The following is a 12463-nucleotide window of genomic DNA, read 5'->3' as shown; positions in this document are numbered from 1 at the left end:
AGTTCATCAGTACTGCTCGGTCTCCACGAAGCCGGCGTCCGCGTCGTCGTCAGCCCCGAAGGCGTCAGCCGCAGCGGTCGGGTCGAAGCCGGGAGGCGAGTCCTTCAGCGCGAGACCCATGCCGTTCAGCTTCATCTTGACCTCGTCGATCGACTTCGCACCGAAGTTGCGGATGTCGAGCAGGTCCGCCTCGGAGCGGGCCACGAGCTCACCCACGGAGTGGATGCCCTCGCGCTTGAGGCAGTTGTACGACCGAACGGTGAGCTCGAGCTCCTCGATCGGCAGGGCGAGATCAGCGGCAAGGGCCGCGTCCGTCGGCGAGGGGCCCATGTCGATGCCCTCGGCGTCGATGTTCAGCTCGCGGGCCAGACCGAACAGCTCGACCAGGGTCTTACCGGCGGACGCCATGGCGTCACGCGGGCGCATGGCCTGCTTGGTCTCGACGTCGACGATCAGCTTGTCGAAGTCGGTGCGCTGCTCGACACGCGTGGCCTCGACCTTGTACGTGACCTTCAGGACCGGCGAGTAGATCGAGTCGACCGGGATGCGCCCGATCTCCTGACCGACCTGCTTGTTCTGAACGGCGGAGACGTAGCCGCGACCGCGCTCGACGGTCAGCTCCATCTCCAGCTTGCCCTTGCCGTTGAGCGTGGCGAGGACCAGGTCGGGGTTGTGCACCTCGACACCGGCGGGCGGGGCGATGTCAGCGGCGGTGACGAGACCGGGACCCTGCTTGCGCAGGTACATCACGACGGGCTCATCGTGCTCGCTGGAAACGACCAGCTGCTTGATGTTGAGGATGAGGTCGGTGACGTCCTCCTTGACGCCCGGCACGGTGGTGAACTCGTGCAGGACACCGTCGATGCGGATGGACGTGACGGCCGCACCCGGGATCGAGGAGAGAAGGGTCCGACGCAGGGAGTTGCCGAGGGTGTAACCGAAGCCCGGCTCCAGCGGCTCGATCACGAACCGGGAGCGGAATTCGTCGACGACCTCTTCGGTCAACGAGGGACGCTGAGCGATCAGCATGAAGTGTTTTCCTTCAGCTCAGGGGCACCCACTATTTGATGCCCTGATATCACCGGGCGGTAGCCCGATGTGTATGCAGTACAAGGGTACGGGCGGTACGGCTCCGAGGAGCCGCACCGCCCGAAAATCCCTGGTTCAAGCGACGTGCGTCAGACGCGGCGGCGCTTGGGGGGACGGCAGCCGTTGTGCGGCGTCGGCGTGACGTCCTGGATCGAACCGACCTCGAGGCCGGTCGCCTGCAGCGAACGGATCGCGGTCTCACGACCGGAACCCGGACCCTTGACGAAGACGTCAACCTTGCGCATGCCGTGCTCCTGGGCGCGACGCGCGGCCGACTCGGCGGCCATCTGCGCGGCGAACGGAGTCGACTTGCGCGAGCCCTTGAAGCCGACGTGGCCGGCGGAGGCCCAGCTGATCACGTTGCCCGTGGGGTCCGTGATCGAGACGATGGTGTTGTTGAACGTGCTCTTGATGTGGGCGTGCCCGTGAGCGACGTTCTTCTTTTCCTTGCGGCGCACCTTCTTGGCAGCGCCCTGACGACCCTTGGGGGGCATCTATTAACTCCTACGCGAGGTGGTCGGTCCTGCAGCGACAGCTGTCGATCGACCGCTGAGGACTACTTCTTGCCCGGCTTCTTCTTACCGGCGATGGCGCGACGCGGGCCCTTACGGGTGCGGGCGTTGGTGCTGGTGCGCTGACCGCGGACGGGCAGACCACGACGGTGACGGATACCCGCGTAGCAGCCGATCTCGACCTTGCGGCGGATGTCGGCCTGGATCTCGCGACGGAGGTCACCCTCGGTCTGGATGTTGGCGTCCACGTACTCGCGGATCTTGATCAGGTCCTCTTCGGACAGATCACGAACACGGGTGTTGCGGTCCACACCGGTGGCGTCCAGCGTCTGCTGGGACAGCGTGCGGCCAATGCCGAACACGTACGTGAGGGCAACCTCAACACGCTTATCGCGCGGGAGGTCAACACCTTCAAGGCGTGCCATTCAAGGCTCCTGTTGATTTTCGGAGGTCTTCAGCAGGACCGGTCCCAGGTGCCGACCGCTTTCTGAAAAGAGGTGGTACATCCTGGGTCCCCGGCCTCCGACCGGGGGTGTCGCCCTCCATCACTGAAGAGGGACGGGTCCTGCATATGTGCTTTACGTGCGTCGCGCGAAAATCTGCGAACTGCAGTCGTGCGTCAGCCCTGGCGCTGCTTGTGGCGCGGGTTGTCGCAGATAACCATGACCCGGCCGTGACGGCGGATCACCCTGCACTTGTCGCAGATCTTCTTGACGCTCGGCTTGACCTTCATTGGGTGAGGTTCTCCGGGTCAGTGCCATCACCCCACGCGAATGGGGTGCGGGCAAGATCTACTTGTACCGGTAGACGATCCGGCCACGCGTCAGGTCGTAAGGAGACAGCTCCACCACGACCCGGTCGTCAGGGAGGATGCGGATGTAGTGCATGCGCATCTTGCCGCTGATGTGTGCCAGGACCTGGTGGCCGTTCTGGAGCTCAACCTTGAACATGGCGTTCGGAAGAGACTCAACGACAGTGCCCTCGATCTCGATGGCACCTTGCTTCTTGGCCACGCTTTGCCCTTCGAATCGACTACCTTGATCGGCCGCGCACTTCCGTATCCCCGCATGCAGGCACACGGATGCACGAGAGCCGACGAGTCAGTCTACGTCAGGCACCCCGGAAAGACGAATCGAGGAAGAATGCCCCATCGGGAAGATCCTTAAGCAGACTGAGGCGGGGTCCGTCAGCCCAGCGGATCCGGCGCGACCGTGACCCCGTACTCCGCCAGCTTCGCCCGCCCGCAGTCCGGGGACGTGAGCACGAGCGGCCCCTCCTCCGTGAGAGCGATCGTGTGCTCCCAGTGCGAGGACCACGTGCCGTCCGCCGTGATGACCGTCCAGTCGTCCTCCAGGACCTCCGTGCGGGGGGTGCCGAGGGAGACCATGGGCTCGATGGCCAGGCAGAGGCCGGGGACCAGCTTGGGGCCCTTGCCGCGGCGGCGCTCGACGTAGTTGAGGACGTGCGGGTCCATGTGCATCTCGGTGCCGATGCCGTGGCCGCCGTAGTCCTCGACGATGCCGTACTTGCCGCCGCCGGGCTTCGGCTGGCGGCGGATGTACGTCTCGACCGCCCGGGAGATGTCCACGAGGCGGTTGCCCTGCTTCATGGCGGCGAGGCCGGCCCACATCGACTCCTCGGTCACCCGGGAGAGCTCGATCAGCTCCGGCGCGTGACCGGTGCCCACGAACGCGGTGTACGCGGCGTCGCCGTGCCAGCCGTCGATGATCGCGCCCGCGTCGATGGAGATGATGTCGCCGTCCTTGAGGACGGTCTTGTCGTCCGGGATGCCGTGGACGACGACCTCGTTGACCGAGGTGCAGATCGTCGCGGGGAAGCCGCCGTACCCGAGGAAGTTCGACTTCGCGCCGTGCTCGGCGATCACCTTGCGGGCGACGTCGTCCAGGTCCTTCGTGGTGGCACCCGGCACCGCCGCCTCGCGCGTCGCGGCGTGGATGGCGGCGACGACAAGGCCCGCCTCACGCATCTTCGCGATCTGCTCGGGGGTCTTGATCTGCACCATGGGGCTTCCGCTCTCCGTCATCCGTCCAACAACCGGCTACGTACACGAACCGACTACGTACACAACAGTACGGCCGCGGTCCCCCGAGGGGCACCGCGGCCGAAACAGCGTACTGACTACTTGTCGCCCTTGAGGGCTTCCATCGCGCGCTTGGTGACCTCGTCCACCTTGCCGAGCGCCGAGATCGTGACCACGAGGCCTTGGGCCTTGTAGTGGTCGATGATCGGCTCGGTCTCACGGTGGTACACGTCGAGACGCTTGCGCACGGTCTCTTCCTTGTCGTCACCGCGCGTGTAGAGCTCGCCGCCGCAGACGTCGCAGACGCCCTCGACCTTCGGCTTGCTGTACGTCACGTGGAAAACGTGGCTGGAATCGTTCCGGCAGATGCGGCGGCCGGCGATGCGCTCGACCACCTCGTCCTCGGGGACCTCGAGGTCGAGCACCGCGTCGAGCTTCTGGCTGTCGGACTTGAGCAACTCGTCCAGGGCCTCGGCCTGCGACACGTTCCGCGGAAAGCCGTCGAGCAGGAAGCCGTTCGCGGCATCCGGCTGCGTCATGCGGTCGTGCGCCATCCCGATGGTGACCTCGTCAGGAACCAGGTTGCCCTCGGAAATGAACGCCTTCGCCCGCTTGCCCAGCTCCGTGCCCTGGCTGATGTTGGCGCGGAAGAGGTCGCCCGTGGAGATGTGCGGGATCGACAGGTTCTTGGCGAGGAACGCGGCCTGCGTTCCCTTGCCCGCACCGGGCGGCCCGACGAGGACGATTCGCATCAGCGGAGGAACCCTTCGTAATTGCGCTGCTGGAGCTGGCTCTCGATCTGCTTCACGGTCTCCAGACCCACACCCACGATGATCAGGATGCTTGTCCCGCCGAACGGGAAGTTCTGGTTCGCGCCGAAGCCCACCAACGCCATCGTCGGTACGAGAGCGATCAGACCCAGATACAGCGAGCCCGGCCACGTGATCCGGTTGAGTACGTAGCTCAGGTACTCAGCGGTCGGACGGCCAGCCCGGATGCCCGGGATGAAGCCACCATACTTCTTCATGTTGTCCGCGACTTCCTCGGGGTTGAACGAGATAGCCACGTAGAAGAAGGCGAAGAACACGATCAACAAGAAGTACGTCGCGATGTAAATCGGGTGGTCGCCCTTGGTGAGGTTCGCCTCGATCCACTGTTTCCACCCGGAGTTGCCACCCGCGAACTGGGCGACAAGAGCGGGGATGTAGAGCAGCGAAGAGGCGAAGATCACAGGGATGATGCCCGCCTGATTGACCTTCAGCGGAATGTACGTCGACGTGCCGCCGTAGGAACGGCGGCCGATCATGCGCTTCGCGTACTGAACCGGAATGCGGCGCTGAGCCTGCTCCACGAAGACGACGAGACCGACCATGACGAGACCGACCGCGATGACGGTGCCGAACTCGATCCAGCCGCCGGCCAGGTCACCCTGCTGCTTGATGGCCCACAGGGCGCTCGGGAAGGTCGCGGCGATCGAGATGAACATCAGGATCGACATGCCGTTGCCGATGCCCCGGTCGGTGACCAGCTCGCCCAGCCACATGACGCAGGCCGTGCCCGCGGTCATCGTGATGACCATGGTGACGGTCACGAAGATCGACTGGTCCGGCACGACCTCAGTGGCGACGGGACATCCCTGGAAGAGAGTCCCAGTGCGCGCTGTAGCTACGAGTCCAGTGCCCTGAAGAATTGCGAGCGCCACGGTCAGATAACGCGTGTATTGCGTGATCTTCGCCGTGCCGGCCTGCCCTTCCTTCTTGAGGGCCTCGAGCCGCGGAATCACCACGGTCAGTAGCTGCAAGATGATGCTCGCCGTGATGTACGGCATGATACCGAGCGCAAAAATCGTGACCTGCATCAGCGCACCACCGCTGAACATGTTCACCAGGCCGAACAGGCCTCCGGTGCTGTTCGCCTGGTCGATGCAGGTCTGGACGTTCTTGTAGCTAACGCCAGGGATCGGGATGTGCGTCCCGAGCCGGTAGATCACGATGATGCCGAGCGTGAAGAGCAGCTTCTTGCGCAGGTCGGGCGTCTTGAACGCCCGGGCGAACGCGGTGAGCACGGTGCCTCCTGCGACCCCCGCGCGCGTGCGTCAGAGGTAGTGGTCTGAGGATCGACGAATACGTATCAGTCAGAAAAACCGCACGGGCAGACCGCACGGAGCTTAGACAGTGCACGCCACCTTACCGGCGACCGTGCCCCCCTTGGAACGACCAACCGGGGATGCCCCATTTGTGGGGCATCCCCGGCTGGGAATCGCTCAAGTCATCGAGGTGCCTGAAGAATTCAGACGAGCTCGGTGACAGTACCGCCGGCGGCGGTGATCTTCTCCTTGGCGGAGCCGGAGACGGCGTCAACCGTCACCTGCAGCGCCACGGTGACCTCACCCTGGCCGAGGACCTTGACGAGGCTGTTCTTGCGAACCGCACCCTTGGCCACGAGGGCCTCGACGGTGACCTCGCCACCCTCGGGGAACAGCGCGCTCAGCTTGTCGAGGTTCACGACCTGGAACTCGGTCTTGAACGGGTTCTTGAAGCCCTTGAGCTTCGGGAGACGCATGTGGAGGGGCATCTGGCCACCCTCGAAGCGCTCCGGAACCTGGTAACGGGCCTTGGTGCCCTTGGTACCACGACCAGCGGTCTTACCCTTGGACGCCTCACCACGACCCACACGGGTCTTGGCGGTCTTGGCGCCCGGGGCGGGCCGGAGGTTGTGGACCTTCAGCGGGTTCTGCTCCGCCATGTCAGTCGACCTCCTCAACCGTCACGAGGTGGCGGACGGTGTGCACCATTCCGCGGAACTCGGGGCGGTCTTCCTTGACAACCACGTCGTTGACCCGCTTGAGGCCAAGCGAACGCAGCGTGTCGCGGTGGTTCTGCTTGCTGCCGATGTACGACTTCACCTGCGTGACCTTGAGCTGTGCCATTACGCACCAGCCCCGGCACGCGCACGCAGCAGAGCCGCGGGGGCGACGTCCTCGAGGGGCAGACCACGGCGAGCCGCGATCTCCTCGGGACGCTGCAGGCCCTTGAGGGCCGCCACGGTCGCGTGCACGATGTTGATCGCGTTCGACGAGCCGAGCGACTTCGACAGGATGTCGTGCACGCCTGCGCACTCGAGCACAGCACGCACCGGGCCACCGGCGATAACACCGGTACCGGGGGAAGCAGGCTTGAGCAGGACGACGCCTGCGGCCTTCTCGCCCGTGATCGGGTGCGGGATGGTGCCCTGGATACGCGGAACCTTGAAGAAGTTCTTCTTGGCCTCTTCAACGCCCTTGGCGATGGCCGCGGGAACTTCCTTGGCCTTGCCGTATCCGACACCTACGGTGCCGTCACCGTCGCCCACCACGACCAGCGCGGTGAAGCTGAAGCGGCGACCACCCTTGACAACCTTGGCGACACGGTTGATCGCGACAACGCGCTCAACGTATGCGGTCTTCTCGGCGGCAGCGCCACCGTCGCGACCCTTCCGGTCCCGCCGCTCGCCGCCACCGGCACCGCTCCCGCGGCGCTGGGGTCCAGCCATTGGAATTACCTCTCTCTGTTACGTCCGCTAGCTCCGGAACCGGGGCTTAGAACTTCAGCCCGGCTTCGCGGGCGGCGTCCGCCAGAGCGGCAATGCGCCCGGCGTACTTGTTGCCACCGCGGTCGAACACGACGGTCTCGACACCCGCGGCCTTGGCACGCTCGGCAACGAGCGCGCCGACCTGCTTGGCCTGGGCCGACTTGTCAGCCTCGCCGCCGCGGATCGTGGTGTCCAGGGTCGACGCCGACGCAAGGGTGTGACCCTTGAGGTCGTCGATGACCTGAGCAACGATGTTGCGGTTGGAGCGCGTCACGACGAGGCGCGGACGCTCCGCCGTACCCGACACGTTCTTGCGGATGCGGATGTGGCGGCGGGCCTTGGCGGCACGCTTGTAAGCGTCACCCTTGGCGATCTTCACACCGTATGCCATGGCTTACTTACCTGCCTTTCCGACCTTGCGCCGGATGACTTCGCCCTCGTACTTGACACCCTTGGCCTTGTACGGGTCGGGCTTGCGGAGCTTGCGGATGTTGGCCGCAACCTCGCCGACCTTCTGCTTGTCGATGCCCTCGACCGAAAGCTTGGTCGCGGACTCCACCTTGAAGGTGATGCCCTCGGGGGCCTCGACCAGGATCGGGTGGCTGTAGCCCAGCGAGAACTCCAGGTTGGAGCCCTTCGCGAGCACGCGGTAACCGACACCGCTGATCTCGAGCTTCTTCACGTAACCCGTGGTCACGCCGGTGATCATGTTGGCCACCAGCGTGCGGGACAGGCCGTGCAGGGCCTTGTTCTGACGCTCGTCGTTCGGGCGGGTGACGCTCAGCACGCCGTCCTCACCCTTGGCGACGTCGATCGGCGCGACGACGGTGTGGGAAAGGGAGCCCTTGGGACCCTTAACCGAGACCGTCCGGCCGTCGATGGTGACGTCCACGCCGGCGGGAACCGTGATGGGGAGCTTGCCAATACGCGACATTAGCTATTCCTCCGTTCCCGACTACCAGACGTAGGCGAGGACTTCCCCACCTACGCCCTTCTTGCCTGCCTGCTGGCCGGTGAGGAGACCGTGGGACGTGGAGATGATCGCCACGCCCAGGCCGCCGAGCACCTTCGGCAGGTTGGTGGACTTCGCGTAAACCCGGAGACCGGGCTTGGAGATCCGCTTGATGCCCGCGATGGAGCGCTCACGGTTCGGGCCGAACTTCAGCTCGAGGACGAGGTTCTTGCCGACCTCGGCGTCCTCGGTCTTCCAGCCCGTGATGAAGCCCTCCTGCTGGAGGATCTCCGCGATGTGAGACTTGATCTTGCTGTGCGGCATCGCCACGGAGTCGTGGTACGCCGAGTTCGCGTTACGCAGACGAGTCAGCATGTCCGCGATCGGATCAGTCATGGTCATGAATTGGCCTTCGGCCTCTCTCGCCGTGGTTTCCTATCTGCGCCATCCCTCTCCCCACTCAGAGGCGGGACGGGTGCGGCGCGGGGACCTACGGCGTAGTAAGTCGGTCAGGGCGGCAGGCGCCCAACCCTCCTAGCCTAAGCCATGGAGAGGTGGGCCACCTACCGACCAGATACTTACCGAGAGCCTCCGGAAATTCCCAAGTCCCTAAGGACAGGAGGGAATTACCAGGAGCTCTTGGTCACGCCCGGCAGCTCGCCACGGTGAGCCATCTCACGAAGGCAGACGCGGCACAGGCCGAACTTGCGGTACACGGAGTGCGGACGGCCACAGCGCTGGCAGCGGGTGTAGCCGCGCACACCGAACTTGGGCTTACGAGCAGCCTTGGCAATAAGTGCCTTCTTCGCCATCTCGCTTACGCCTCCTTGAACGGGAAGCCGAGGTGACGAAGGAGCGCACGGCCCTCAGCGTCGTTGGTCGCCGTGGTGACCACGGTGATGTCCATACCCCGGACGCGGTCGATCTTGTCCTGGTCGATCTCGTGGAACATGACCTGCTCCGTGAGACCGAAGGTGTAGTTGCCACGGCCGTCGAACTGCTTGGGGGACAGACCACGGAAGTCGCGGATGCGCGGCAGCGCGAGCGACAGGGTGCGGTCCAGGAACTCCCACATGCGGTCGCCACGAAGCGTGACGTGGCAGCCGATCGGCTGACCCTCGCGCAGCTTGAACTGCGCGATGGACTTCCGGGCCTTGGTGACGGCCGGCTTCTGACCGGTGATCGTGGTCAGGTCACGGACGGCACCGTCCATGAGCTTCGAGTCACGGGCGGCGTCGCCGACACCCATGTTGACCACGATCTTGACGAGGCCGGGGATCTGCATGACGTTCTCGTAGGAGAACTCTTCCTGCAGCTTGCCCGCGATCTCCTCGCGGTACTTCGTCTTCAGACGCGGGCTGGTGGTGGTCGTCATCAGATGTCCTCACCCGTCCGCTTGGCAACGCGGATCTTGTTGCCGTCATCGTCGAAGCGGAAACCGACACGCGTGACGACCTTGTTGCCGTCCTTCTCCACGACCAGCTGGACGTTGGAGACGTGGACAGGGGCTTCGGTGGTCACGATGCCGCCGGCCTGCGAACCGCTGGCGGTCGGGCCGGCCTTCGTGTGCTTCTTGACCCGGTTGACACCCTCGACCAGGACGCGCTCGTCGCGCGGGTAAGCGGCAATGACCTTGCCCTGCTTGCCCTTGTCCTTACCGGTGATGACCTGGACCAGGTCGCCCTTCTTGATCTTCATGCTTACAGCACCTCCGGCGCGAGCGAGATGATCTTCATGAACTTCTTCTCGCGCAGCTCACGGCCGACCGGGCCGAAGATACGGGTGCCGCGAGGGTCGCCGTCGTTCTTCAGAATGACGGCGGCGTTCTCGTCGAAGCGGATGTACGAGCCGTCGGGACGGCGGCGCTCCTTGACGGTGCGAACGATGACGGCCTTGACGACGTCACCCTTCTTCACGTTGCCACCGGGGATCGCGTCCTTGACGGTGGCGACGATGACGTCACCGATGCCCGCGTAGCGGCGACCCGAGCCACCGAGAACACGGATGGTGAGAATTTCCTTCGCACCCGTGTTGTCGGCGATCCGAAGTCGCGACTCCTGCTGGATCACGTCTATCTCCTGTTTGTCTGCCGGTTCCCCCGGGGCAGTTCACTGAACTGCCCCGGGAGCCTGGCGGAACGAACTCCTAGGGATACCCCTGGGAGATTTACTTGGCCTTCTCGAGGATCTCGACGATGCGCCAGCGCTTGGTCGCCGACAGCGGACGCGTCTCCATCAGGAGGACGCGGTCGCCGACGCCGGCAGCGTTCTGCTCGTCGTGCGCCTTGAGCTTGTTCGTACGGCGGATGACCTTGCCGTACAGCGCGTGCTTCACACGGTCCTCGACAGCGACGACGACGGTCTTGTCCATCTTGTCGCTGACGACCAGACCCTCACGGGTCTTGCGGAATCCGCGGTCAGTCTTGGTCTCAGTCACGTTGCTCTCGCTCATCAGGCGCTCTCCACCGTCTCGATGCCCAGCTCGCGCTCACGCATCAGGGTGTAGATCCGCGCGATGTCCTTACGGACGGCCTTGAGCCGACCGTGGTTCTCGAGCTGACCGGTCGCCGCCTGGAAGCGGAGGTTGAACAGCTCTTCCTTGGCTTCGCGGAGCTTGTTGAGAAGCTCCTCGTCACCCAGTTCGCGCAGCTCGGACGCCTTGGTACCGGCCGACATCACGACTCACCTGCCTCGCGCCGAACAATCCGGCACTTCATCGGAAGCTTGTGAGCAGCGCGGGTAAGCGCCTCACGCGCAGTCTTCTCATTCGGGTAGGACAGCTCGAACATCACCCGTCCGGGCTTGACGTTCGCGACCCACCACTCGGGGGAACCCTTACCGGAACCCATGCGGGTCTCGGCGGGCTTCTTCGTCAGCGGGCGGTCCGGGTAGATGTTGATCCAGACCTTGCCGCCACGCTTGATGTGGCGGGTCATCGCGATACGAGCCGCCTCGATCTGGCGGTTGGTCACGTACGCCGGAGTGAGGGCCTGAATCCCGTACTCGCCGAACGCAACCTGCGTACCACCCTTGGACATACCGCTGCGCTTCGGGTGGTGCTGCTTGCGGTGCTTGACCCTACGAGGGATCAGCATGTCGGTCAGGCCTCCGTTCCGGTGCTCTCAGCCGGAGCGGCAGCTGCGGCGGGAGCGTCGGCCTTGGGGGCCTCGGCAGCCGGCGCGGACTGCTGCTGCGGCTTGCGGCCGCGGCCGCCACGCTCGCCACCACGGCCACCACGGGCCGGGCGGTCGTTGCCGCCACCACGGGCCGGGCGGTTACCCGCACGGGCCGCGGCGTTCTCGGCGCGGACCTCGGCGATGTTCTTGACGTCGCCCTTGTAGATCCAGACCTTCACGCCGATACGGCCGAAGGTCGTCTTGGCCTCGAAGAAGCCGTAGTCGACGTTCGCACGGAGGGTGTGCAGGGGCACGCGGCCCTCGCGGTAGAACTCCGAGCGGGACATCTCGGCGCCGCCGAGACGGCCGCCACACTGGATCTTGATGCCCTTGGCGCCGGCCTTCATCGTCGACTGCATGCTCTTACGCATGGCGCGACGGAAGGAGACGCGGGAGGACAGCTGCTCTGCAACGGCCTGCGCGACCAGCTGAGCGTCGACCTCGGGGTTCTTGACCTCGAGGATGTTCAGCTGAACCTGCTTGCCCGTGAGCTTCTCGAGGTCACCGCGGATGCGGTCGGCCTCGGCGCCACGGCGGCCGATGACGATGCCGGGACGCGCGGTGTGGATGTCCACCCGCACGCGGTCACGGGTGCGCTCGATCTCAACCTTCGAGATGCCGGCGCGCTCCATGCCGGACGTCATCATCCGACGGATGGCGACGTCTTCCTTGACGTAGTCCTTGTACAGCTTGTCGGCGTACCAACGCGACTTGAAGTCGGTGGTAATGCCGAGCCGGAACCCGTGCGGGTTTACCTTCTGGCCCATTACCGGGTTCCTTCCTTGCTGCTGACGACCACGGTGATGTGGCTGGTCCGCTTACGGATCCGGTAGGCACGGCCCTGGGCACGCGGACGGAACCGCTTCAGGGTCGGGCCCTCATCCACGTACGCCTCGCTGATGACCAGCGAAGAGGCGTCACTGTGGTCGTAGTTGTGTGCAGCGTTGGCGATGGCGCTGTCAAGCACCTTGCCAACCGGCACGCTCGCGGCCTGCGGGGCGAAACGCAGGACCGCCTGAGCCTCCGTGGCATCCATGCCACGGATGAGGTCCACCACTCGGCGGGCCTTCATGGGCGTGACGCGGATGTACCGCGCCTGGGCCCTGGCTTCCATGGTTGTCCCT

The 12463-nt window shown here is 64.9% G+C and carries 23 protein-coding genes; all 23 read right to left on the bottom strand.

The window, feature by feature from the left end:
* Positions 1-6: 6 nt before the first annotated feature.
* The 23 genes from ABXJ52_RS21955 to rplV all read right to left on the bottom strand — a co-directional run bounded on the left by ABXJ52_RS21955 (position 7) and on the right by rplV (position 12453).
* Positions 7-1029: a DNA-directed RNA polymerase subunit alpha gene (locus ABXJ52_RS21955; RefSeq protein ID WP_016645160.1), complete on the bottom strand. Its 1023-nt coding sequence runs from the start codon at positions 1027-1029 to the stop codon at positions 7-9.
* Between the two features lie 149 nt (positions 1030-1178).
* Entirely contained in the window at positions 1179-1583 is a 405-nt protein-coding gene (gene rpsK, locus ABXJ52_RS21950; protein WP_003948617.1) for a 30S ribosomal protein S11, read from the bottom strand.
* A 62-nt stretch (positions 1584-1645) separates the two neighbouring features.
* Positions 1646-2026 carry a 30S ribosomal protein S13 gene (rpsM, locus tag ABXJ52_RS21945; protein WP_190084427.1) on the bottom strand — a complete coding sequence of 127 codons (381 nt, stop codon included), beginning with the start codon at positions 2024-2026 and terminating at the stop codon, positions 1646-1648.
* 194 nt (positions 2027-2220) lie between these two features.
* Positions 2221-2334, bottom strand: a complete 114-nt coding sequence (rpmJ, locus tag ABXJ52_RS21940; RefSeq protein ID WP_003974245.1) for a 50S ribosomal protein L36 — start codon at positions 2332-2334, stop codon at positions 2221-2223.
* A 58-nt stretch (positions 2335-2392) separates the two neighbouring features.
* A complete protein-coding gene (infA, locus tag ABXJ52_RS21935) occupies positions 2393-2614 on the bottom strand; it encodes a translation initiation factor IF-1 (RefSeq protein ID WP_003948620.1) in 222 nt (73 codons plus the stop codon).
* A gap of 173 nt (positions 2615-2787) precedes the next feature.
* Positions 2788-3624 (bottom strand): type I methionyl aminopeptidase, encoded by an 837-nt coding sequence (map, locus tag ABXJ52_RS21930; protein WP_367044319.1) that lies wholly within the window; start codon positions 3622-3624, stop codon positions 2788-2790.
* A gap of 116 nt (positions 3625-3740) precedes the next feature.
* Positions 3741-4394, bottom strand: coding sequence for an adenylate kinase (locus tag ABXJ52_RS21925; RefSeq protein WP_367044318.1), 654 nt, complete (start codon positions 4392-4394; stop codon positions 3741-3743).
* On the bottom strand, positions 4394-5707 hold the full coding sequence (gene secY, locus ABXJ52_RS21920; protein ID WP_367044317.1) for a preprotein translocase subunit SecY: 1314 nt from the start codon (positions 5705-5707) through the stop codon (positions 4394-4396). The genes ABXJ52_RS21925 and secY overlap by 1 nt, the downstream gene beginning before the upstream one ends.
* Positions 5708-5931: 224 nt before the next feature.
* On the bottom strand, positions 5932-6387 hold the full coding sequence (rplO, locus tag ABXJ52_RS21915) for a 50S ribosomal protein L15 (protein ID WP_098244248.1): 456 nt from the start codon (positions 6385-6387) through the stop codon (positions 5932-5934).
* Position 6388: 1 nt separating this feature from the next.
* On the bottom strand, positions 6389-6571 hold the full coding sequence (rpmD, locus tag ABXJ52_RS21910; RefSeq protein ID WP_190084424.1) for a 50S ribosomal protein L30: 183 nt from the start codon (positions 6569-6571) through the stop codon (positions 6389-6391).
* Complete coding sequence (rpsE, locus tag ABXJ52_RS21905) at positions 6571-7173, bottom strand: 30S ribosomal protein S5 (protein ID WP_160506669.1); 603 nt, start codon at positions 7171-7173, stop codon at positions 6571-6573. Before rpsE ends, rpmD begins: the two co-directional genes overlap by 1 nt.
* A gap of 46 nt (positions 7174-7219) precedes the next feature.
* Positions 7220-7603, bottom strand: coding sequence for a 50S ribosomal protein L18 (gene rplR, locus ABXJ52_RS21900; protein ID WP_344522013.1), 384 nt, complete (start codon positions 7601-7603; stop codon positions 7220-7222).
* Between the two features lie 3 nt (positions 7604-7606).
* Positions 7607-8146 carry a 50S ribosomal protein L6 gene (gene rplF / locus ABXJ52_RS21895; protein WP_190084423.1) on the bottom strand — a complete coding sequence of 180 codons (540 nt, stop codon included), beginning with the start codon at positions 8144-8146 and terminating at the stop codon, positions 7607-7609.
* A 21-nt stretch (positions 8147-8167) separates the two neighbouring features.
* Positions 8168-8566, bottom strand: coding sequence for a 30S ribosomal protein S8 (gene rpsH, locus ABXJ52_RS21890; RefSeq protein ID WP_160506666.1), 399 nt, complete (start codon positions 8564-8566; stop codon positions 8168-8170).
* Between the two features lie 224 nt (positions 8567-8790).
* Positions 8791-8976, bottom strand: coding sequence for a type Z 30S ribosomal protein S14 (locus tag ABXJ52_RS21885; RefSeq protein ID WP_003948630.1), 186 nt, complete (start codon positions 8974-8976; stop codon positions 8791-8793).
* 5 nt (positions 8977-8981) lie between these two features.
* On the bottom strand, positions 8982-9539 hold the full coding sequence (gene rplE / locus ABXJ52_RS21880; RefSeq protein ID WP_367044316.1) for a 50S ribosomal protein L5: 558 nt from the start codon (positions 9537-9539) through the stop codon (positions 8982-8984).
* Positions 9539-9862, bottom strand: coding sequence for a 50S ribosomal protein L24 (gene rplX / locus ABXJ52_RS21875; RefSeq protein ID WP_160506664.1), 324 nt, complete (start codon positions 9860-9862; stop codon positions 9539-9541). The genes rplE and rplX overlap by 1 nt, the downstream gene beginning before the upstream one ends.
* A gap of 2 nt (positions 9863-9864) precedes the next feature.
* Positions 9865-10233 carry a 50S ribosomal protein L14 gene (gene rplN, locus ABXJ52_RS21870; protein ID WP_073768975.1) on the bottom strand — a complete coding sequence of 123 codons (369 nt, stop codon included), beginning with the start codon at positions 10231-10233 and terminating at the stop codon, positions 9865-9867.
* Positions 10234-10330: 97 nt separating this feature from the next.
* Positions 10331-10615: a 30S ribosomal protein S17 gene (rpsQ, locus tag ABXJ52_RS21865; RefSeq protein ID WP_055564830.1), complete on the bottom strand. Its 285-nt coding sequence runs from the start codon at positions 10613-10615 to the stop codon at positions 10331-10333.
* Entirely contained in the window at positions 10615-10839 is a 225-nt protein-coding gene (rpmC, locus tag ABXJ52_RS21860) for a 50S ribosomal protein L29 (protein WP_005481220.1), read from the bottom strand. The genes rpsQ and rpmC overlap by 1 nt, the downstream gene beginning before the upstream one ends.
* Positions 10839-11258 (bottom strand): 50S ribosomal protein L16, encoded by a 420-nt coding sequence (gene rplP / locus ABXJ52_RS21855; RefSeq protein ID WP_135332557.1) that lies wholly within the window; start codon positions 11256-11258, stop codon positions 10839-10841. Before rplP ends, rpmC begins: the two co-directional genes overlap by 1 nt.
* Positions 11259-11263: 5 nt before the next feature.
* On the bottom strand, positions 11264-12106 hold the full coding sequence (gene rpsC, locus ABXJ52_RS21850; RefSeq protein ID WP_160506663.1) for a 30S ribosomal protein S3: 843 nt from the start codon (positions 12104-12106) through the stop codon (positions 11264-11266).
* Positions 12106-12453 (bottom strand): 50S ribosomal protein L22, encoded by a 348-nt coding sequence (gene rplV / locus ABXJ52_RS21845; RefSeq protein ID WP_016645177.1) that lies wholly within the window; start codon positions 12451-12453, stop codon positions 12106-12108. The genes rpsC and rplV overlap by 1 nt, the downstream gene beginning before the upstream one ends.
* Positions 12454-12463: the final 10 nt, after the last annotated feature.

It is taken from the genome of Streptomyces sp. Je 1-332, assembly GCF_040730185.1.
Classification (GTDB): Bacteria; Actinomycetota; Actinomycetes; order Streptomycetales; family Streptomycetaceae; genus Streptomyces.
Note: the sequence above shows the minus strand (reverse complement) of the source record. Positions and strands in the feature narration are given on the sequence as shown.